This is a genomic window from uncultured Porphyromonas sp. (assembly GCF_900541275.1).
Lineage (GTDB): Bacteria > Bacteroidota > Bacteroidia > Bacteroidales > Porphyromonadaceae > Porphyromonas_A.
In genome coordinates this window covers 1-22,375 of the sequence record NZ_UQJH01000019.1, presented here as the reverse complement: position 1 = coordinate 22,375, position 22,375 = coordinate 1, and the positions used below count along the sequence as shown (strand labels likewise).

The 22,375-nt window shown below is 56.2% G+C and carries 18 protein-coding genes; 10 read left to right on the top strand and 8 right to left on the bottom strand.

The window, feature by feature from the left end; genetic code table 11:
* Window positions 1-399: 399 nt before the first annotated feature.
* From QZR17_RS07010 to QZR17_RS06990, 5 genes are all read right to left on the bottom strand, one after another.
* On the bottom strand, window positions 400-846 hold the full coding sequence (locus QZR17_RS07010; protein WP_297129403.1) for a hypothetical protein: 447 nt from the start codon (window positions 844-846) through the stop codon (window positions 400-402).
* Complete coding sequence (locus QZR17_RS07005) at window positions 836-1,732, bottom strand: hypothetical protein (RefSeq protein WP_297129400.1); 897 nt, start codon at window positions 1,730-1,732, stop codon at window positions 836-838. Before QZR17_RS07005 ends, QZR17_RS07010 begins: the two co-directional genes overlap by 11 nt.
* Before the next feature lie 263 nt (window positions 1,733-1,995).
* Complete coding sequence (locus QZR17_RS07000; RefSeq protein WP_297129397.1) at window positions 1,996-2,769, bottom strand: porin family protein; 774 nt, start codon at window positions 2,767-2,769, stop codon at window positions 1,996-1,998.
* Window positions 2,770-2,773: 4 nt separating this feature from the next.
* Window positions 2,774-3,901, bottom strand: coding sequence for a PCMD domain-containing protein (locus QZR17_RS06995; protein ID WP_297129394.1), 1,128 nt, complete (start codon window positions 3,899-3,901; stop codon window positions 2,774-2,776).
* Window positions 3,902-3,955: 54 nt separating this feature from the next.
* Complete coding sequence (locus tag QZR17_RS06990) at window positions 3,956-4,534, bottom strand: transposase family protein (RefSeq protein WP_297129391.1); 579 nt, start codon at window positions 4,532-4,534, stop codon at window positions 3,956-3,958.
* 283 nt (window positions 4,535-4,817) lie between these two features.
* Between QZR17_RS06990 and QZR17_RS06985 the strand changes: the two genes are divergently transcribed.
* The 5 genes from QZR17_RS06985 (at window position 4,818) to QZR17_RS06965 (ending at window position 11,571) form a co-directional block, all read left to right on the top strand.
* Entirely contained in the window at window positions 4,818-5,189 is a 372-nt protein-coding gene (locus QZR17_RS06985; RefSeq protein WP_297129389.1) for a hypothetical protein, read from the top strand.
* A 181-nt stretch (window positions 5,190-5,370) separates the two neighbouring features.
* Entirely contained in the window at window positions 5,371-7,755 is a 2,385-nt protein-coding gene (locus QZR17_RS06980; RefSeq protein ID WP_296163082.1) for a TonB-dependent receptor, read from the top strand.
* 13 nt (window positions 7,756-7,768) lie between these two features.
* A complete protein-coding gene (locus tag QZR17_RS06975) occupies window positions 7,769-9,091 on the top strand; it encodes a hypothetical protein (protein WP_297129387.1) in 1,323 nt (440 codons plus the stop codon).
* A gap of 9 nt (window positions 9,092-9,100) precedes the next feature.
* A complete protein-coding gene (locus QZR17_RS06970) occupies window positions 9,101-10,432 on the top strand; it encodes a hypothetical protein (RefSeq protein ID WP_297129382.1) in 1,332 nt (443 codons plus the stop codon).
* Window positions 10,433-10,473: 41 nt separating this feature from the next.
* Window positions 10,474-11,571 carry a DUF4876 domain-containing protein gene (locus QZR17_RS06965; RefSeq protein WP_297129379.1) on the top strand — a complete coding sequence of 366 codons (1,098 nt, stop codon included), beginning with the start codon at window positions 10,474-10,476 and terminating at the stop codon, window positions 11,569-11,571.
* A 162-nt stretch (window positions 11,572-11,733) separates the two neighbouring features.
* On the opposite strand, the gene QZR17_RS06960 is transcribed toward QZR17_RS06965, so the two are convergent.
* From QZR17_RS06960 to QZR17_RS06950, 3 genes are read right to left on the bottom strand one after another with little or no spacing between them, the layout of a single operon-like run.
* Window positions 11,734-12,318, bottom strand: coding sequence for a sugar O-acetyltransferase (locus QZR17_RS06960; protein WP_297129376.1), 585 nt, complete (start codon window positions 12,316-12,318; stop codon window positions 11,734-11,736).
* On the bottom strand, window positions 12,318-12,959 hold the full coding sequence (gene rpe, locus QZR17_RS06955) for a ribulose-phosphate 3-epimerase (protein WP_297129373.1): 642 nt from the start codon (window positions 12,957-12,959) through the stop codon (window positions 12,318-12,320). Before rpe ends, QZR17_RS06960 begins: the two co-directional genes overlap by 1 nt.
* Window positions 12,960-12,962: 3 nt before the next feature.
* Window positions 12,963-15,284 carry a RelA/SpoT family protein gene (locus QZR17_RS06950; protein WP_297129370.1) on the bottom strand — a complete coding sequence of 774 codons (2,322 nt, stop codon included), beginning with the start codon at window positions 15,282-15,284 and terminating at the stop codon, window positions 12,963-12,965.
* A gap of 301 nt (window positions 15,285-15,585) precedes the next feature.
* On the opposite strand from QZR17_RS06950, the gene recQ reads away from it, so the two are divergent.
* From recQ to QZR17_RS06925, 5 genes are read left to right on the top strand one after another with little or no spacing between them, the layout of a single operon-like run.
* Complete coding sequence (gene recQ, locus QZR17_RS06945) at window positions 15,586-17,787, top strand: DNA helicase RecQ (protein WP_297129367.1); 2,202 nt, start codon at window positions 15,586-15,588, stop codon at window positions 17,785-17,787.
* A gap of 6 nt (window positions 17,788-17,793) precedes the next feature.
* The gene (locus QZR17_RS06940; RefSeq protein WP_297129364.1) at window positions 17,794-18,690 is read left to right on the top strand and encodes a DUF3298 and DUF4163 domain-containing protein; all 897 of its coding nucleotides are present in this window, start codon (window positions 17,794-17,796) and stop codon (window positions 18,688-18,690) included.
* Complete coding sequence (rsmG, locus tag QZR17_RS06935) at window positions 18,687-19,328, top strand: 16S rRNA (guanine(527)-N(7))-methyltransferase RsmG (RefSeq protein WP_297129362.1); 642 nt, start codon at window positions 18,687-18,689, stop codon at window positions 19,326-19,328. Before QZR17_RS06940 ends, rsmG begins: the two co-directional genes overlap by 4 nt.
* Complete coding sequence (locus QZR17_RS06930; RefSeq protein ID WP_297129360.1) at window positions 19,328-19,969, top strand: MBL fold metallo-hydrolase; 642 nt, start codon at window positions 19,328-19,330, stop codon at window positions 19,967-19,969. Before rsmG ends, QZR17_RS06930 begins: the two co-directional genes overlap by 1 nt.
* 21 nt (window positions 19,970-19,990) lie before the next feature.
* Window positions 19,991-22,102, top strand: a complete 2,112-nt coding sequence (locus tag QZR17_RS06925) for a S46 family peptidase (RefSeq protein WP_297129358.1) — start codon at window positions 19,991-19,993, stop codon at window positions 22,100-22,102.
* The last annotated feature ends 273 nt before the right edge of the window (window positions 22,103-22,375 follow it).

Below are 22,375 nucleotides of genomic sequence, written 5' to 3'. Positions count from 1 at the left end.
CCGTGGTCTTCGGCACTTCGTGCTTCGACCACCGGCTAAAGAACGATGATCCCTCCGGGGCTACGCCCCTGCGGGATCGATAGGCGGGGAGGCGCCCCCTTCGGGATCGGTGGGGTGGCACCCCGCAAGGGGTGCTTCATCCTCCACCCTTCACGATGAGAAGAATGGCTTCTGTGCCGCTCAAATGCGTCACCCCTGTCTAACAATTTGTGAGAAGATCGGCTGTCCGGTAAAATGTGTACTTTAGCTTATGGTTAAGTTGTGATAGTTGTCACCACAAACCAACCAACCACTAAAGGCTGACTCCGGAAAATGAAGTCAGCCCTTTCTTCATCCCCTCCGACAAGCTGTTATCGGACAGCAATGATTAGGATTATCCTTGTAATATGAATGGGAATTTTATCTGTTAACCTCGTCGTCAAGCTTCCACTTCAGATCCCCGAGGGCAATAAATCGATGTACCAAAGGGACGAGAAAGAGAAAGACAGTGACTGCAGCAAGCGTATCCATATTCAAGCGAAGAATGCCACCAATGGGGATACTATTCCCGGTAGGCAGAAGATCGCTGACTCCGATGATGACGGCTACTGTTATGAAGTCATATACAGACTCTTTTAAGTCCTCCCTAAGGACCCGCCTGATTTTTTCCAGGATAATCGGATTCTTTACCCCTCTCGTGTCAAATGTCGCCGAAAAGCTGGCATAGACTGAAAACACTATTCCATAGACTGAATACAGTGCGGTCACCATCTTCCCCTCCCCTCCATGAAAAATGGACGACAAGGCAACAGTAACGAGCAGGATAAAAAACACCCTCGACAAGCGAGCTAAAATCTTACGCTTCATACTCCAAGGATCTCATAAAATTAGCCATCTCTATTTTAAGGGAAGCCTCATCAATCAGACCATTTGACAAATTCTCGATTTGGATGTCACGTGACTTTCTGATCTCTCCACCTCTTACCGTCTTCCTGTTTTTCAGGCGGACGGATACAGCGTCACTACCCAGAGAGAGAGCTCTCGACATTAGATTCTCATAATCAGACCGCTCCATTTCTTCGGGCTTCTTGCTCTCTAGTTTCAAAAGCACTGACGCAGACAGTAATTTGTTGTCCACTAACTCTTCTGCCACGGCACTGCCCCCAAGGAGGCTGCCCAGCATGTCGGAGTTGAGCAGGATTCTTTTAAGACTCCTTCGTCCATCGCTTTGTGTCTGTATATTAAATGAGCCGTCCAACCTTACAGAAGAAATGTCTGATAGCGGGATGTCATCCGGCATTGACAGGTCGGGAAGCAGTCTATACGACCCGGTCTTTATCCTTCCGGACAAAGAATTAAAGTACACCTCAAAGTTTCTCGCTGAGTGGTAGTCCAGAATTAAATGCTCCCTGCCTACGTAGAAGTAGGTGAGCTTCTTGTAACTCATTGCGGATCCTTCTCCTGCCTGGAGATCTATTGCTCTGGCATATTGCTTCTCCAACACCTCTTCCGGGACTATTCCGACATTGTCTCCCGGGACAAGTCGAGCAAAAAGACCAAATAAATCCCCCTCTACATTCTCCATATTCATCAAGCAATCAGAGTCTGGGGATTTCTTGTTGAGTATCAGCATTCGGTCTCGGACGGTAGGATTTTGTTCTACAGCACGCCTCAGCATACTGATAAATTCGTGCGGGGCATCAGCTGTCTCTGTCGGAGTAATCTTATAGGCGTAGAGGGTAGTGGGTTTCATGACCTGTCTTCTATTGTGATTGCTGTTTGCACCCCAAAGGTAAGCACTTTCCACGACTTTTGACAAGGTTGCCTATGTTGAGTCTCAGAGGGGCGCATTTGAGCTTTACAGCTGTGGAGCAGGCACCCGCAAAGGGTGCTTCCTCCTGCACTCTTCACGATGAGAGGGATGGCTTCCATTCCGCTCTCCTAAGGGCAAAAAAAAGCCCTCGCCCCATCCGGTCGGATGGGACGAGGGCTGTAGATAGCGGTATGGAGGCTCTATCAGAAGAGGTAGCTGAAGCCGGTGCTGACGTAGATCGGGTAGAGCTTGGTCGTCAGGGCAGTGAAGGAGCCGGGGAAGATGGGGGTGAAGGAGGCCCTCAGCTCACCATAGACAAGGAAGTGGCGGTAGGCGCACCAGCTGCCGCCCACCTGCATGCCTGCCTCGAAGCGGCTCAGCTCACCGGAGAAGTCGTAGGCCGCCTGCTTGTCGGCCGGGAAGTCGACCCGCTCACCGATGGGTGACCCCATGCGGAAGTGCCCGTCGGTGACGTGCCCGGTGAAGCTGCCGTCGAAGCGGTAGCCGGCGTAGAGGCCCGCCTGCACCTTGCCGTAGTCATTGATCTTATAGGCGGTGCTGATGGGGAGGACGATGGAGGAGGCGGCGTAGTTGCTCTCGACGTAGCCGGTCCAGTTGCCCGACACCTCGGCGCCCTCACCGAGGAGGAGCGAGGTGTGGTAATTCTTTACCCGGGCACCGGTGACCATGCCCTTCTGCTCCATACGGAGTCCCATCACCAGCCCCCAGTGGGGGTCAAACCACTTGGTTGCCTGACCCTCGACGTGGACGTTGAGCTTGGGATTGTACTTCTCCACACCACGGATCTCCCGGGGCATTGGGATGGGGGCGGTGCCGCCCATGGAGAGTCCGGCACGGAGCTCAAAATTCCACCCATGACGCAGGGCGGCGAGGATATTCTTGTCGCGAGCCTCCTGCCCCATGGCGAGGGAGGCGGTGGCGAGGAGTAGGAGCGTGGTGTATATCAGTCGTCTCATTTGATTACTCAAAGTATAGGTTCATCTCATCCACGAGGAGCGTGCTACCGATGGCGCCCACGAAGTTTGCGCCATCTCGGCTGGAGGTCATCACGATGGTGAGCTTGTAGCGGCCGTCCTTCAGCTTGGCAGGGTCGATGCTTTTGCCCTCCACCGGCTCAAAGGGGAGCTCAAAGTGGATCCACTTGTCGCTCTCCTTGGGGTCCTTGAGCTGAGCTGTGAGGACGATATTGGGCGAGGTGAGGACATTGCCTCCGTCGAGGTAAGGGGTCTCCTTGTCGGTCTCGAAGAAGACGGCATAGATCGCCGGGAGGTCCCTCTTGCCCGCAATCTCCTTGGAGTCCTTATCGGTCAGCTTGTCGCCCGACTTGTACTTGTAGTATCCCGTCAGCATCAGTGGCTTGCGGGACTCCGGGATGCCAAAGAGAGTTGTCCTAAGATGATTGCTCATGGCTTCATTGACATTGAAATCTCCGAGGAAAAGAGTCCCGGGGGCAATGGGCTTACTGAACATGGCACCGAAGCTCCCGGTACTGAGCGTAACGAGCTTAGCGCACTTCCCACGATAGCCACTCTGATCCTGTGTCACGGGATAGACTGAGGGATCCTTGGGATCACAGGAGGGATCGAGGGCGAGTGAGAGCATAAAGCCTTCGTTAGGGCTTGACCACTTGAGCCCGTCAGAGATAGTAAATTCATAGAAGAGCTCGTCTCCGGTGTCGCGCTTCTTATATCGGCTCACCGTCTCAAAGTCAAAGTGTCCCGGGGCGGGTCGCGAGGAGGCGATGGTGACGGTGTACTCCTTCGTCCATTGCTTGTCCTCCGAGGTGACGGTATAGGTGACGGGCCGGGTGAAGTCCTGCTTGCTCCCACTCGCCGGGGAGATGGTGGCACCGGGGGTGAGGGTGAAGCTCAGCGCCACGGCGGAGCGGTCGACCCACGGCTCCGCCTCGATCTTGATGGCGGTATTGGTGATGAGGGGCTTCTCCCTCGGGGTGAGCCCCTCCACCTCGACGGAGAGGATGTCTGCCTCCGCATTGGGCGCCTCGGGGCGGATGCAGGAGTCGAGCCCGACGAGCAGGAGAGTAAGAAGGCTGATCATCGGGATCAGCAGATGCTTTGACTTGCTCATGTTCATATCTGTTTTCTTGAAAAAGAAGTGCAAAGATAAGGGAAAAACAGATACTCAGAGCCGGCGCTTGACGACAGCAGGGTTGCCGGCGGCGAGGCAGTCGGCGGGGATATCCCGTGTGACGACGCTCCCGGCAGCGATGACCGAGCGGTCACCGATCGTCACTCCGGGGCAGACGATCACTCCTCCGCAGAGCCAGCAGTCCTCACCGATGGTGATCGGGTGAGCGGTCTCCACGGGACGGCGTCGCTCCTCAGCATCCATCGGGTGGGTGGGCGTATAGAGCTGACACTTAGGACCGATGCAGATATGTTCTCCGACAGAACTGTACACCTCTAGGAGCCAGGACTTAAATGCATTGTGGAACGTGATAGGCGATAGGGTCTGAAAGACGGCGCAGAACACATCGTGCGAAGGTGTGTACCTCCTGAGTACCTTTCCCGAAATCTTGAAATAGAGTTTCCTCAAGTCTTTCTGATGAATCTCGGCATAGTCCTCCATCGCATGCCACGAAGTTTGGTTGCACATCATTGTGCAAAAAGCCACAAGCAAAAGGTAATCAATGGGATAAACCAGATGATTCCCTTTCCTGAACTCAGGAATGAGCGAGATGACCGAGAGCAAATTATTCATACCTAATAACGCTTAAAAAGAGAGGCAAACGATTGATTATCAGGTATAAAGGCACGAATAATTCTTAGGCTATTCAAGCTTAACACCCTGATTTTCAGACATTTTTCTTGTTTTTGCTCAGGAAGACTTCAGGCAAATCCAAAAACGTCAGCCCTGTACCGGTATGAGTTTGCCTTGCCGGGGTAGACTAATTTGATAATTGGAGAAAAGGAGAGATAAAATACTCACTTCTGAGTATGTCCGGCGAGGGAAAGAGTTCCTACCTTTGCACAATGATCTGACCATGCAGTATATAGGGACATACCGACAATTATCAGGAAGAGCTGAGCAGCTCAAGAGGCTGTTTATCGGCCTCTTCCTCATCGTCGTACTTGCCTCGCAGCTGATGATGGTAAGGATCCATATCGACTCCCCGTCACACCAGGTACACGTAGCCTCTCAGATGACGCAGGAGAGTGGGTATGCGGATGTCGGCTCTCTCTGCGTCCTGCAGCTAATGGAGAGCACCATGTATGAGGATCTGGTCGAGATCCCCTACGTGGCGAGAGTCGAGGGCTTCGTGCTTGCCCTTGCGATGACGGAGTGTGTCACTCCGCTGCTACCGCTCACGGACCAACCCGCTCTCCGGGCTCCTCCGACTCGAGTGGCAGCGTAATCCCCTGCACTCACCTAACGCTCTCCTACGGGAGATCCATAGCCTTTAGCCCCTATCCTGATCTCGGGGTAGTAGTCACCGCTCACTTCTCTCTCATAGTGGTGGACCATCGGGCATATCGCCCCACGACTCCTCGAGAGCTGCAACTAGCTCTCGATACACTCATAATATACGTAATACCATGACCAAGCATATCGGTCTCTCGCAGAGACCTAATACGCTGATGCTTCTCCTCATCCTCCTGCTGGCAGGATGGGCATACAGCAGCCATGCGGAGGAGAAGACCCGCAGGCTCACACTTTGCGTCCTCGATAGTGCGACCGGAGACCCGATCCCTGGTGCTATCGTACGCTCCGAGGAGGCACTCAGTGCCCAGCCCACCGATCCACAGGGACACTGTACCCTATCCTTCCCCATCACTAAAAAGCGGGTGACGCTCACCACCTCTTACCTCGGATACAAGAGTGACAGCCGCACGATCTCACTCTCGGAGGTACGCGGAGTCCTGACGATCCGTCTCGAGGAGGATGCTACTCTGATCGACGAAGTGGTGGTCCAGGGAGATCTCCGGCAGACCAGTATCCTCCAGCAGACAATGAAGATCGACCCTAAGACGCTGGAGAAGTCAAGTACCCTCACCCTCGGACAGCTCCTGGAGACAGTACCAGGTGTAAGCACCATATCCAGTGGCAGCACGATCTCCAAGCCAGTGATCCAGGGAATGCACTCGGGACGTATCCTACTGCTCAACAATGGGGTGCGACTCGACAGTCAGAGCTGGGGCTCAGATCACGCTCCGGAGATCGACCATACTGGTGCTACTAATGTAGAGGTTGTGAAGGGTGCGGAGTCGGTTCGCTACGGCTATGGTGCCATAGGAGGAGTCGTACTCTTTAGTCAGGCGGAGCTCCCTTACGGATCCAAGAATCTTCGTGTCTCCGGCACGACTGACCTCGGGTACGACACCAATGCTCACGCCTACAGTGGCACCGGCAGTATCGAGATGGGCTGGAGGAGTCTGGGGCTTCGTCTCCACGGACTCTACCGTCGGGGTGGGGACTACTCTACGGCGGAGTATATCCTTAATAACACCGGTTACACCAATATCAGTCTTTCGGCACTTGCAGGCTGGAGCAATGGAGCGATCACAGCCACACTCTTCAGCAGTCTCTTCTACGCCCGTAATGGCATCTACTACGCCAGTCGAGTCTCCGACATAGACCAGTTACTAGCGCGCTTCCTTGCTGGACGTCCTGACGAGCGGTCACTTCGCCCCTTCTCCTACGAGGTGGAGCCTCCATTTCAGCAGTCACAGCACTTTATGCTCAAGGGCGAGGTAAAGTGGCAGGTGAGTGAGGCACACAAGCTCCGACTGATCCTCTCTCATCAGGATAATCTGAGGTGGGAGTTTGACAAGCGAACTAAGGCGGACTGGAGCCGGATCCCCATGCAGGACCTGATCCTCTCTACAGAGCGCAGTGACCTCTCCTGGGTCGCTCAGTGGGGTGGTCCCTTGGCACTGAAGACTGAGTCCGGTCTCTCAGGCACCTATCAGCGTAACTATAACTATCCGGGGACGAAGCAGCCCGCATTTATCCCCAATTATGCCGCTCTCACGCTGGGAGGATACATACTGCAGGACGCTACATTCTTTGAGCGACTGCGCTGCTCGGTCGGTATGAGATACGACTTTAGGGCAATGGATGTCCGTGGATACACTTCGCTAAGCAAGTATAGGTATTACTCGGACTTCAAGGTCTATAGTAACTTCACGGCCAGTCTGGCTCTGCACTATCAGATCAGTGATGAAGCTGATCTCAGAGGTAATATCGGCTGGTCCTGGAGACCCCCGGACATCAACGAGCTCTACGCCACAGGACTCGAGCATGGCACCTACTGGGTGGTGGGCAATCACCAGCTGACAGCAGAGCACGGCTACAAGTCTGTCCTTGGTGGACGGTGGCACAATAAGTGGCTGTCTGTGGAGCCCAGTCTCTTCTACCAGCATATCGACAACTATATTTATGATGCGATAGGCAAGGGGCTGGAGCGCTTCCATAATCATCCAAGCGGGAAGTATCCTCGATTTATCTACGGACAGGACGATGCCAGGCTCTATGGTGGTGACCTGACACTCTCTGCTATGCCGCTGCAGGGACTGACCCTGACGGGCAAGGGTGAGTGGATCCGCGGACGTAATGTGACCCGCTCCGAGTGGTTACCCTTTATGCCAAGCGACCGTTATGGTCTCTCATGCAGCTATGGCACTTCGCTTGGCTCGGATGACCAGTACCATACTTCCGTCTCTCTCTCGACGATATACGTGACCAAGCAGAAGCACTTCAATCCTGAGAAGGACCTCGTCCCCGAGACTCCTCCCGCATACACGCTACTCAATGGCAGCGCAGAGTTTTCAATGGATCTACCAGGTGGACGTGAAGTGAAGCTGATGCTGATAGGGGACAATATCCTCAATACCCTATATAAGGAGTACACAGACCGCTTTCGCTACTATGCCCATGCGAGAGGCGCCAATTTCTCGCTGCGCACGATTGTAAAATTCTGACACCACCCCTACCATGATAAAGACAAGACATATACTCATACTCCTTACTCTTTCGCTTCTCCTCATCGCCTGCTCGGACGATAAGGTGGACGCTCTGATGAAGAAGATAGTCGTAGCTCCGCCTGCCTATATTGAGCGAGACATCAAGGGACATGAGCAGATCTACTCCTGGCAGGTGATCCTACGCCTCGCTCGCAGGATGGGTCCGACAGAGCTGTCAGGAGGATCGACGGTCGAGCTTTATAAAGCCTACGACCTAAGTCATAGAGAGACTCCGATCCCGGTCTACCAGGACATCACCTTCAGAAAGGATGAGAACGGCAATATCACCATCAGCTCCGAGCGGAAAGCCTTTGAGGTGGTACGGTCAGACCGCTTTTGCTACGCCATGGAGATCCGCTACTTCGACGCCAACGGGATACTGATCAACCACCAATTCGCTCAGTACGACCCCAATGATCCGGACAACTCCACCCTATGCGTCCATCAGCATTTCTTCACTATCCGCCAAAACTCCCTTGATGGCGGGCAGCTGGTTTATCCAATGACTCTGGACAGCCTATACTACGACCGATTCCTCTTCGAGGGAGAGTCGCTCAGCCACGCAAGTCTCATCTCCGCTGGTGGTGTCTATACTCCTGAGGACTATACTGTCGGTTCCGGTATGCTCCGGTATGACCGGATGCTGGCAGAGATGGCGGTCGAGAATACGATGACCAGTCGTGCCACCCAGCCACTAACGCATAACGGACATAGGTATGTCCTCGCTGAGACAATTCAGACTCCTGAGCTTAATCAGCGGGTCCCGGAACTCTTCTCCTACGAATACCGTGACACAGACCCCGTCGAGGAGCAGCTCGGGGAACCACTAGAAGAGAGTGATGACCTAGGACGCAACCGTGCCGGAGGCGTGGTCGTGCCACTCCGTCAGAAGCGTGAGTATGCCAGTCCTGGAGTGGATCTAGATCGGCTGGGATTCAAGGGGCTGATCCGCTTCGGCATGGGAAACGTCTGCTTCCAGATGCGAGTCAGTATCTGCCACATACAGGATCGAGTACAGGTGCCTGCGGGACTAGTCTTAGGCAAGTATGCCAATACTGCCGCACCCGGAGGACTCTACGACCACTACGAACTGCAGTCCTCGTGGAATACCTTCGACATCGACTACCCTGTCCCCTTCATCGTCCTTGGAGATGTCGCTAATCGAGAGCAATGCCGCGCCTCCATCCTGAGGTATTATGCGGATCGGGGACGAGAGGTGGACGAGAGTGCTCTGGAGGAGATGCTCTGGGGCGATGATAGCTACTTTACCGGCATCCCCGGTACCACCTTCTGAGAGATTACCATGAGACGAATACAATACCCTATATTACTCCTCACCTTCCTACTATCGCTTACCGGCTGCCAGAAGTTTATCTTTGGGGACATATCGGTTAGCTACGAGAATAATCCTCTCGAGCAGAAGAAGACACCCCGTACCGGTGCTGACCTTTACGAAGCCCCAAGGGTGACTACTCCTGTAGCCAATCCTGATCCGGATGGAGCGCTGAAAGACTGGGCCACATGCCTGGTTATGCTTAAAGAAGGGCACCCACACGGTGGTGGTAAGCTGCATGGTAACTTTGTCTATGACAAGGCACCATGGCGACAGGAGGAGTTTGTGGTGATCCATAATACACCCTCCGGTAAGCCCTCCATCGAAGTGCTACGCTCCAGTACCGCCACCTATGCAGAGACGCTTCGAGGAGCTGAGGGACCGGACTACCTCCGAGTCATTGGGGGAAAGAGCAAGCTCTGGGGGCTCTGCCTCTACTTCTTCGACAAGGAGGGGAAGCGAATCAATGACCGGATCTATAAGATGTCCGACCGGTACCAGATATTCTATACTGTAAGTGATCTTGATAGCATCGGTAGGCCCTACGCAGTGATGGATGTGAGGTACAATGGAGATAAGGATCCCCAGACAGGGGCACCCATAGCGCATCCCGTCCCATCGGAGTTCTTTGCTGACAAGGGGACCTTCGAGGCACGTGCCGCAGCCACTCCTGAGATATTCCGCTACATCTACCGCGACACCTGGACAGAGGAAGATATGTCGGATGGCGTGAGGGAGCTCTTCAATATCCGGCTCCTCCCTCCTCTCGGTCGCAACGACGAGCGAGCCTCTGCGCCCTATGATCAGGACTGTGTGGGACTAAAGGGCCATTTCCTCTTTGAGTCGCAGGTCTCTGAGGGAGTCGATGCCCGGTACGCTGGTACTGATAAGGCATGGCCTATCACTCTGACTGATGGTCGTCCTTACACACGATCGACCTACCTTCTGCCACAGTTTTTCCTCTCCATACGCGTAATGAAGTGTCCGGAGGGGAACAAGGTGCGACGTCCCATGCTGACCAATAACGCTGGTGAACCTATGGGCTTTAGTAAGCTGGTCTGTGATCCCTACTATGCTCCGGACAAGTCATCAGGCTGGGAGGAAGTGACTCGCTTCAATATCCCGCTCAAGGTCTACACAAACGCCTACGACTCTGACCCCACACATACTGATCCTAACGAGCCCTACTACTTTCATCTCGGACTTGAGATAGGTCTTAGTCCCACAGAAGCCTATAAGGCGGTCAGCAATCTGATCACTCATGGGAGCGGTGGGGCAGGTTACGGTGCATGGTTCCTATAACTCGAATAATTACTTTTCAAAACTCTATACAACATCTACTTATGAGATATTACACTACGCTCACGCTCCTCATCACCTGTATGGTGATTGGTCTCACCGGATGCCGCCGCGATGGCATCCCTACGGGTGGAGAAGGGAATACCACTGAGGAGAGCAAGCAGACAGACCTACGCATCCTGGAGGTATACTACGCCGGATCGGAGTACTCCCGAGTCGCCGATGGAAAGAGGTACGACACTGAGTACACCGATGATGCTTTCATCAAGATCTACAATCCTACCAAGGAAGTAAAGTATCTCGACGGGATGCTCATCGCCACAGGTAGCCTAGACCCCGCAGCCAATATAGAGGTTACGGCGACTGACGGCAGCTCCTCCGGGACAGCAGACTACTATCTCAAAAACTTCCTTGTAGGCTCGATGCTTCTCTTCCCCGGTAGCGGCAAAGAGCATCCGGTCCAGCCCGGCACCGCAGTGATCATCGCCCAGAAGGCAATTGATCACAAGGCCACTTTTGCCAACCAGCTGGCAGAGTACGGTGAAGACGTAGGGGCCTATGACCTCTCCAAGCTGATCGACCTCCATCAGGCTAAATATAGCTGGACTGAGGGCTCTGGTGAGATCTGGGTGCATGAGGTCTTCAATGCCGGCGGTATTGAGTCCCCGGAGGAAGCAGCCAACGCCTGGGACCCTGAGGAGATGAACGACTTCTCCATCTCCGGGAAGACCGCTCTTGCTCTGATACGCCCCACTGTCGAGATCAAAAAGATCAAAGAGGCATTCCTGCAGGAGTGCAAGCTCCCTGCATCAGACCGGGAGAAAGCGGTCTACTACAGAGATGTCTACTTCAAGTCGACCCACCACTCCAGCCGCAAGGTCGGACTCCTCTTACCTAATGATCAAGTGATCGATGCTGTCGTCATCTGCCCAATGAAGGAGAAGAAGATGCAGATACTCAACCTCTCCCTCGACAAGGGCTTCCATGGTGTACAGCAGTCCTCTGGAGATGGAAGGGCTACGTATGCCGGTAAGTCGATCGTCAGGAAGTGGGATGGCAAGGGCTTTGTCGATGAGAACAACTCAACCAGTGACTTCGAGGTAAAACCGGTTAATCCTACCACCACTATCATACGCGACTGATCATCCCGACCAGGAGCAAAAGAAAAGCCCCCCTGCAGAGTCCAGGCTCTGCAGGGGGGCTTTTCTTTTGCTCTCATTGGCGATCGCTCCTATCTAATACCGGTATTAGTGACTACTTATACCGGTATTAGTCCTCTCTATTACCGGTAATAGAGTAACGGCTCAGGGGGAGGGACTCAGGTCGGGTGGAGAGGCGGTCCGGAGATGGCGCTTGACGACAGCAGGATTGCCGGCGGCGAGACAGTCGGCGGGGATGTTCCGTGTGACAACGCTACCGGCAGCGATGACCGAGCGGTCGCCGATGGTCACCCCGGGACAGACGATCACGCCGCCGCAGAGCCAGCAGTCCTCACCGATGGTGATCGGGTGGGCGGTCTCCACGGGACAGCGTCGCTCCTCAGCATCCATCGGGTGGGTGGGGGTATAGAGCTGACACTTCGGCCCGATGCGGGTGTGGGCGCCGATAGTGATCAGACCACCGTCCAGCAGGACGCAGTCGGCATTGATGAAGACCTCCTCCCCGAGCCGGATCCCGTGCCCATGGTCGCAGAAGAAGGGCGGGATGATCGTGGCACTCTCCGGGATGCCGGGGATCAGCTCCTCCAGCACAGCCCGGTAGTCGGGGTGCCCGGGGTAGAGGGATCGGAGACGACAGCAGAGGCGGGAGGCGTGGCGAAAGCTCTCCGCCAGCTCGGGCGAGGAGTAGTCGTAGAGCCGCTCGCCCCGCATATCATCGAGTAGGCTCATCAGAGCACGTAGAGGCTGTGGATCGCCTCTCTCGGCTCCGCAGCACCGAAGACATAGCTCCCCGCCACCAGCACATCGGCACCAGCAGCGACCAATTTCGCCCCGGTCTCGGCATTGACGCCGCCATCCACCTGGATGAGGAGGTCAGGGGCAAGGGCGCGGAGGCGACGGACTTTGTCTAGTGCCCGGGAGATAAACTTTTGCCCCCCAAAGCCGGGATTGACACTCATGATCAGCACCATATCCACGGCCTGGAGGATGTCCACGAGCGTCTCTACCGGTGTGGCGGGATTGAGCGCCACGCCGGCCTTGCAGCCGAGGTCGTGGATCTGCGCCACCTGCCGATCGAGGTGGGTGCACGCCTCCTGGTGGACCGTGATCATATCTGCCCCGGCATCGGCAAAGGCTCCCACATAGAGCTCCGGGTGCTCGATCATCAGGTGACAGTCGACCACCTTCTTCGTCGCGGGGCGGACTGCCTTCACGACCGGGATGCCGTAGGAGATATTGGGTACGAAGTGACCATCCATGATGTCACAGTGGACCCACTCCGCCTCACTCTCCTCGACCATATGGATCGCCTCACCGAGGCGAAGGAAGTCTGCTGAGAGGATGGAGGGGGCGACGATGGTATGTTTCATGACTTACTTATGGGGTATAAAGGGTTTTTGATTGGGGGAGGGGATGCCGCGACGCTCCTCGGAGTACTCGGGATAGATCTGCCGGACCTTGAGGAGACCCAGTCGCTCCTGCATCTCGCGCATCATCGTGTCGCGCTCCGCCTTGTCTCGCACGCGGATGTGTATCGACCCCACGGCACTGCCGTGGATGCTGTCGACATTGAGCCCGATGACGGGGATGTGCAGCTCCCGCACGATGTCTATCAGCTCGTTGAGGAACGTGGGGGAGTCGTTGCCGGAAAACTCAAGCGTGATGCCAAAGTTGGAGTGGATGTGCGGTCCCCATCGGACGGCGACGATGTCGTCGCCATAGGTGGCCTTGAGTCGCATCGCCTTGGGACAGGAGGTGAGGTGGACGACCGGCTGTCTCAGCTCATTGATGATCCCGTGCACCTCCTCCCCGTAGACGGGACGACAGCAGGTGGCGCGGATGTAGTTTCGGATACCGTCATTGGCCCGCAGGGTGTAGATCTCCTTCATCCGCGCCGGGTCTACCGTCGGCACTTTTGTCTCATCGGAGTCCTCCCGCTGCTGCACCGTAGGCTCCTGTGTCCTCGTCCGAGCCTCCTTGCGTGCCTTGATCAGGTGCTTGATGAGCGCATGGTCCATACGCACCTCATACCTATTGACGGCGAGGAAAAACTGGTCCCGAGAGGGGTAGGAGAGCACCGGTGCCAGCTCATCCTCCGGTAGCACATGCTCTGGGTCGTACCCCAGACCCTCCGCAAAGCGAGCAAAGGCCTTGCGCCCCGCCTCGATCTGACCCTGCTCCTGTCGGTGGAGGAAGTCGGTGATGTACCGCTTCGTCGTCGGGCTGGTGGCGTACTGGAGCCAGGACTCCTTGGGCTCCGTATTCTCAGTCGTGATGATCTCCACCTGGTCCCCATTCTGCAGCTTGCCGGAGATGTCGACCATCTCGTGATTTACCTTCGCCCCGATACAGTGCCGCCCCAGCTCCTGGCTGAGCAGGTAGGCAAAGTCGAGCACCGTGAAGTCCTGCGGACAGCGGATCCGCTCGCCCTTGCGGGTGAAGATGAGCATATCCTGATTGGCAAACTTGTACATCATCGTCTCGTAGTCGTCTGATGCACTGGGACCGGGGTTATTGAGCAGGGTGTGGACGTTGCTCAGTATCTGCTCCTCGATCGGGTCCACCACCTCCTCCTCGCTGTGGGTCTTGTACCTCCAGTGAGCCGCCAAACCCCGCTCCGCCATCTCGTGCATCTGGCGGGAGCGGATCTGCACCTCCACCCACTCTCCGGTGGGGCCCATCACGGTGATGTGCAGCGCTCGGTAGCCATTGGGCTTCGGGTGGGTGAGCCAGTCGCGCGTCCGGTCATCCTTGAGGGCAAAGTGGGAGGTGAGGGCGTGGTAGATCTTGAAGCAGTCGGCGTACTCCGACCGGTCGTTCTCCGGATCAAAGACTATGCGGATGGCAAAGACATCGTAGATCTCCTCTATGGGCAGGTCCTTGGCCTGCATCTTATTCCATATTGAGTAGGTGCTCTTGATCCGGTGCTGGATCTCGTAGGTGAGACCGGTGGCATCGAGATCCGGCTTGATGATCTCGTAAAACTTATCGAAGAGTCCCTCCCGCTTCGTGTACGTCTGGGAGATCTTCTCGTGCACCTCTCGGTACTCCTCAGGGTGGATGTACCTCAGCGCCAGGTCCTGCAGCTCCTCCATGATCGCATACATACCGAGTCGCTCAGCCAGGGGGGCGTAGAAGAGACGCGTCTCGGCAGCGATCTTGGACTGCTTTGTCTCCGGCATACTGTCGAGGGTGCGCATATTGTGAAGCCGGTCAGCGATCTTGACGAGGAGGATGCGGATGTCCTGCGTCGAGGTGACCAGCAGTCGACGGATATTCTCCAGCTGGCCGGAGGTGTTATTGGTCTCCGTCATCACCTCCACGAGGATCTCGCCCGAGAGCTTGGTCAGTCCGTCAACGATGCGAGCGATCGAGTCCCCGAACATATCGCGGATATCCTCCACCGTATACTCCGTGTCCTCCACCACGTCGTGCAGCAGTGCCGCCGTGATCGAGGTGCTGCCAAGGCCCATCTCCGAGCAGGCTATGGAGGCGACGGCGATGGGGTGGAGGATGTACGGCTCCCCGCTTCGCCGCTTCACCCCTTTGTGGGCAGCACTGGCGAGGCGGAAGGCCTTGATGATCGGCTCCGTATGCTTGCGATGATTGGAGCTGAGGTAGTCGCTCAGCAGCTTGTCGAAGGCGGCCTGCGCCACCATCTCGTAGTCTATAGGATTACTCTCTTGGGTACTCATAGATAAAGGGTGGGAGGAGCATCCTCCTGCGGTCTCCACAAACTTACGAATTATTAAGACCGTTGCAAAAGGGACTTCGCCCCCTCAGCCTATATTATCCGAGTGAGCGGCTCCTCAGACATGACGGATCGGAGGGGTGGGGGATATGGCGCAAAAGCGTATCTTTGCGACCACTTAGGAGGGTCGGAAAGCAGCAGCGGCTGCGATTTTTTGCCACTTCATTGCCAATGGATTTGGAGAGGTAATCTTTTTTTGACTACCTTTATGAAGTAAATAAAAATCACCGACCTTGCTCTATGAGATGGAACAGTCCGACGACTTACTGCATAAGACACTGAAGCACTTCTTCGGCTTTGATACCTTCAAGGGGGATCAGGCCGAGATCATAGCGAGTATTCTGGAGGGGCATGACACCTTTGTGCTCATGCCGACCGGTGGGGGTAAGTCCCTCTGCTACCAGCTGCCCGCCCTGATCAGTAAGGGTACCTCGATCATCATTTCGCCCCTGATTGCTCTGATGAAGAATCAGGTGGATGCGATACGCGGATGCGCTGAGGATCCGTCAGTGGCTCATGTGATGAACTCGTCCCTCACCAAGGCAGAGCTCGAGGCAGTGCGTGCCGACCTCGTGGACGGCAAGACGAAGATGCTCTTCGTCGCCCCTGAGAGTCTCACGAAGGAGGAGAATGTGGAGTTTCTCAAGTCGATACCGGTCTCCTTCTACGCTGTGGACGAGGCGCACTGCATCAGCGAGTGGGGGCACGACTTCCGACCGGAGTATCGCCGCATCCGGGAGATTGTGGATCAGATCGAGCACCGACCGATCATCGCTCTTACAGCGACCGCCACGCCGATGGTGCAGCAGGATATCCTGAAGGCTCTCCGGATGAGAGACGCAAGGGTCTTCCGTAGCTCCTTCAATCGCGCCAACCTCTACTACGAGATCCGACGGAAGGATAGCGAGATCGAGCCGGACATCATCCGCTTCATCAAGGAGCACCACCACAAGAGCGGGATCATCTACTGCATGAGCCGCAAGAAGGTGGAGAACCTCGCTGAGGTGCTTAGGGCCAATGACATCAAGGCGCTCCCCTACCACGCCGGCATAGAGAGCAAGGTGCGGGACGAGACGCAGGATGCCTTCCTCAACGAGAGCATCGATGTCATCGTGGCGACGATAGCCTTCGGGATGGGGATCGACAAGCCGGACGTCCGCTTCGTGATCCACTACGACATCCCGAAGAGCCTGGAGAGCTACTACCAGGAGACCGGTCGTGCCGGGCGAGATGGTGGTGAGGGGCTCTGCATCGCCTACTACAGCAATGCCGACATCGACAAGATGACGAAGCTCCTCCATAGTAAGAATAAGACGAATAACGAGAGGGTCGTGGGCTCCCTCCTTCTCGAAGAGATGAAGTCCTATGCAGAGAGCCCAATATGCCGACGGAAGTTTCTCCTCAATTACTTCGGAGAGACCTACGAGCAAGATAACTGTCACAACTGCGATAACTGTAAAGCGCATCATAGAAGAGTGGAAGCAAAAGAGACACTGACAAGCATACTCGAGGCAGTGAGTGTGCTCAAGGAGGAGTTTAAGACCGACTACATCATTCACTTTCTCCTCGGTAAAAAGACGGTCGACATCGAGAATTACAAGCACGATGATCTTGAGGAATTTGGTTCCCTCAAGGGGGAGGACGAGGAGCTGCTGGATGCCGTGATCCGCCAGGCGATCATCGAGGGATACATCGACAAGAGCATCGAGCGGCAGGGGATCCTGAGCCTCACTGCGAAGGGGCGGGCCTTCATGAAGAAGCCCAAGTCCTTCCTCGTCAGCCTACCCTCCGATGAGGAGGATGAGGATGAGGAGGCCGAGCGCGCCTCCAAGGGCGCCGGCACAGGAGGTGGTGGTGCGGCCGACCCGGAGCTCTACTCAATACTTAAGGATGCGGTGAAGAAGAAGGCGAAGGAGCTCAAGGTGCCTGCTTACGTCATCTTCCAGGACTCCAGCCTGCAGGATATGGCAAGTGTCTATCCGGTGTCGATGGAGGAGCTGCAGAATATCACCGGGGTAGGAAAGAGCAAGGCTGAGAAGTATGGTGCCCCCTTCATCGCTCTGATCAAGGAGTATGTGGAGGAGAATGACATCGAGCGACCGGAGGACATACGCATCCGGACGGTCCCCAATAAGTCCAAGCTTAAGGTCTCTATTGTCCAGCACATCGACCGAAAGGTCTCGCTCGAGGACATCGCCAACTCCAATAACATGGACTTCAGCGACCTCCTCTCGGAGATCGAGTCGATCGTCTACTCCGGCACTAAGATCAATATCAATTACTTCATCGATGACGTCATGGACGCCGACGATGTGGATGAGATCTTCAATTACTTCCGCCACTCCCCCACGGACGATTTGGACACAGCGATGTCTGCTCTGGAGGTGTACGAGGAGGATGAGGTGCGCCTTGTCCGGATAAAATTCATCTCTGAGTTGGCTAATTAATAAGTCATGACACGATCTAAGTCCCTCCCTCTCCTCCTCTTGCTGGGCAGTCTCGTCCTGCTCCTCTCTGGCTGTCATAAGAGAGGTGGCGATGGGGGGATCAATAAGCAGATCAGCTGGCAGATGGTCCATGTGGCTAAGGAGTATACCGACACCCTTACCTCGAGGAACTGGCAGGATACCACGCTCTCGACCCCGACCTACACCGTGTCGCTGGATCTCCTCGAGCCAGCGGCCGAGGGAGATGCGGGAGTGATCGCAGACTCACTCAGGAGCTATCTCATTGCCTGCCACGCCCTGGAGGGTCCCGACTACGAGGCCCATATGAGCGTGCAGAGCTACCTCGATAGCGTGGTAGCTCTGGGGCTGGGGGGCTATATCTCCGACCTGACGCGCGCCAAGACTCTGATGAGAGACGATGCGGAGTCGCCCACGGCGCTCCTCTCCTTTTTTGTCGAAGAGATGTTCAAGTCCGACTCCCTGACCTATAATCAATCAGACCTCGTCTCCGTCAAGATCAGCCAGTACGACTTCAGCGGCGGAGCCAATGGTACCACCTCGATCCGGTCCGCCAATTACGACCTCAAGCACAATACCCCGGTTACCGTCCATCAGCTCTTTGCAGACGGCAGTGAGGATAAGATTGATGAGCTGCTCCTTGCCGCACTGATGAAGTCCTTCGGCGTGGATAGCCCCGATGCTCTCGCTGACAAGGGAGTCTACTTCTACGAGGAGGCGAAGATGGGCGAGTACTTTTATCTCACCTCGGAGGGTGTTACCTTCTACTTCAATCCCTACGACATCGCTGCCCACTTCGTCGGACCGATAGAGCTCACGCTGCCCTACGCTGATATCGCCGGCTGTCTCAAGGATGAGTACAAGCAGCGACTGATGACCGAATGAGCGCTGACCTGACCACCATAGAGCGGTACTTCCCCGCCCTCACCGCTGAGCAGCTGGACCGACTGAGCCGGCTGCCTGATCTATATAAGGAGTGGAATGAGAAAATCAACGTCGTCTCCCGCCGGGACATCGACCAGATCCTCGAGCACCACATCCTCCACTCGATGGTGATCGGGCGATACACCTCCTTCCGTCCCGGGACGCGGATCATCGACGTCGGCACCGGTGGTGGACTGCCGGGGATACCGCTGGCAATCCTCTTCCCCGAGTGTCACTTCACCCTGATCGACGGGACGGGGAAGAAGATCCGCGTCACCCAGGCCATTGCTGATGCGATCGAGCTGACAAATGTGGAGGCTGTCCATACCCGCTCCGAGGAGTGGCAGGGGCGCTACCACTTCATCGTCAGCCGTGCCGCGATGGACCTCTCCGATCTCGTCCGCACATCGGGTCACCTGGTCGACCGAAGGGAGCAGCTCAATGCCCTCCCCAATGGGATCATCACTCTCAAGGGGGGCGACCTCAGTGAGGAGCTCCGTCCCTTCCGCAAGTCGGTCGAGGTGACGGAGATCAGGAGCCTCTACCCCGAGCTCGAGTACTACGACACTAAGAAAATCATTTACCTACCCCTACACTGATGCTACACTTCCAGACATTTACCGTCAATCAGATCTTTGAGCATCCCTACCTCGTATGGGACGACACGCTCGAGACGGTCATCATTGATCCTGGCTTCGGCTCGGTCCGTGCGACGGATCAGCTGGCCGCTTACGTCGAGAAGAAAGGTCTGCGCCCCGTCCGCTGCATCCTGACGCACGCCCACTTCGATCACGTCATGGGCGCCTCCTTCGTCCAGGACAAGTGGGGGCTGGAGATCGAGGCATCGTCGGATGAGATCGGCAGCCTGCCCAGTCTGATGGAGCAATTTGCCGCCATGTCCATGAAGGTCCCCGAGGGGGTTCGCGAGGTGGATCTTGTCCCCTTCCGCGATGAGGAGCAGGGACAGGTCCACTATGGAGAGCGGACGCTGCGGATCCTGAAGACCCCCGGTCACACTGCCGGTGGCGTCTCCTTCTTCGATCAAGAGGCGGGGGCGCTCTTTACCGGGGACACGCTCTTCGCCGGGGGCTGCGGCAGGACCGACCTCTGGGGCGGTGACGAGGCGCAGCTGATGCACTCGATCCGACAGGAGCTCTTTGCCCTGCCCGATGAGACGGAGGTCTACCCGGGGCACGGGCCCTTTACCACCATCGGGGAGGAGAAGAAGAATTACAAGTAAAAACCAAACATACAACCATCTATGAAAGTAAGAGCAAAGTATCTGCTGTGCCTGCTCGCACTCCTGCTCTTCGTCCCCTCCGCCCGTGCGGACAAGGGGATGTGGATCCTCAATGAGCTGAAGAAGGAGAATATCGAGCGGATGAAAGAGCTCGGGCTGAAGATCGACCCGACCAAGTTCTTCTCCAACGCCGACCCCGGCATCGCCAATGCGGTGGTGATCTTCGGTGGCGGCTGCACCGGCATCACCGCCTCAGACCAGGGGCTCATCTTCACCAATTACCACTGCGGCTTCGGCTCCATCCAGAGCGTCAGCGCCGTGGAGCACGACTACATCACCAATGGCTTCGTCGCCCACCGCACCTCTGAGGAGCTCCCGATCGAGGGGCTGCAGGTGAAGTACCTGAGGGAGACGGTCGATGTCACCGCCCGCGTCATGAAGGTGGCGGCTCAGGAGCCGGATCCGATGAAGAAGTATGGCGCGATCCGCGCCTGCTGCGAGCTGATCGCCAGGGAGTACAGTGGGGACAAGCACACCGAGGCGGAGGTGATCCCCTTCTATGAGAACAATCGCTACTACCTCATCGTCTACGACGTCTTCACCGACGTGCGTCTCGCCTTTGCACCCCCCGCATCGATCGGGAAGTTTGGCCGCGACACCGACAACTGGATGTGGCCCCGTCACACCATCGACTACTCCGTCTTCCGCGTCTACGCCGGCAAGGACAATAAGCCTGCCGACTACGCTGCTGACAACGTCCCCTACAAGCCCGCCTACTTCGCCAAGATCTCCCTGAAGGGGGTAAAAGAGGGCGACTACTCCATGACCATAGGCTTCCCCGGCTTCACAGACCGCTACCTCTCCTCCTGGGGCGTCATCGACCGGATCGAGAATAGCAATAAGCCGCGCATCCTCGTCCGTGGCATCAAGCAGGATATCTGGAGTGAGTATATGGCAAAGGACAATGCCATCAACATCCAGTATATCAGCAAGTATCTCGGCTCCTCCAATTACTGGAAAAACTCGATCGGTATGAATGCCGGGCTCAAGAAGCTCGACGTCGAGAGCGACAAGCGTGCCATCGAGGAGGAGTTTGCCCGCTGGGTCGCCGCCGACCCGAAGCGTCAGGCAGAGTACGGAAGCGTGCTCCCCCGACTGCAGCGCAACCTCGAGAAGACCGGTCCCATGAAGCACGACCTGACGATCCTCACCGAGGCGCTCTCAGGCACTGAGCTCCGCGCCCTCGCCACCCTGCCCGGCAAGGATCCCGGCGCCTTTGACGGCACCAAGCTCTACAAGGACTACAACCCCATCGTCGCTAAGGCGACTACGCCGGCGATGCTGAGGGTGATCCGGGAGAATGTCGCCCCGGAGCACCTCCCCTCCATCTTCGCGAAGATCGACGAGAAGTTTGGCGGCAACGTGGAGAAGTATACGGACTACGTCTTCGCCAACTCTGTCGTAGTGGAGAAGGGACGGATGATGGAGGCTCTGCGCAACTATGAGGCGCTGAAGGCTGCCTTCCCCACTGACCCCGCCGTGGAGCTGGTGGCCAGCATCACGGAGCAGGTCAAGAAGATCTCCGCCGAGATGCAGCCCTATACCTACGACTACTACGCCGCCCGCAGGCTCTTCATGAAGGGACTGATGGAGATGTGGCCCGATCGTGCCTTGCCGAGTGATGCCAATTTCACCATGCGCCTCAGCTACGGCTCCGTCGGTGGCTACCGTCCCTACGATGCCGGCTGGTACGACTACTACACCACATCGGTCGGTATGCTGGAGAAGAATGCGACCGGCAAGGAGGACTACTTTGTCCAGCCCGAGATCGTAAGCATGCTCAAGGACAGAAGCACCTATGGTCGCTGGGCAGCGGAGGACGGCGCACTCCACACCGACTTCATCTCCAATAACGACATCACCGGTGGCAACTCCGGCAGCCCCGTCTTCGACGGTGAGGGACACCTGATCGGTCTCGCCTTTGACGGTAATTGGGAGGCGATGAGCGGGGACATTGAGTTTGAGCCCAATCTCCAGCGCTGCATCTGCGTCGACATCCGTGCCATGCTCTACTATATGGACAAGTGGGGCAAGGCGGACAGCCTGATCAGCGAGCTCACTTTTGTGAAGTAATCTTCCCGTACCCCTTTTACGACGATTGCCCCGGAGCGTCTCTCCTGACTGCTCCGGGGCAATCGCCTTTTCCAGGGTGTGAGGGAGAAGTAGCTCTCTCCTTAGGTGAGAATGTTGCACGAAGTGCCATTTCTCGCACTTTTGTTTCAAATGTGCTGAGACTTTGCACGAAGGATGAGATGCAAGGCGCTGAGGATGAGGCCGAAGGGAGCGTACTCACGTACGTGACCGAGGCCGAATTCCGAAAGCAACGCAGCAGATCGCCTTCGTGCA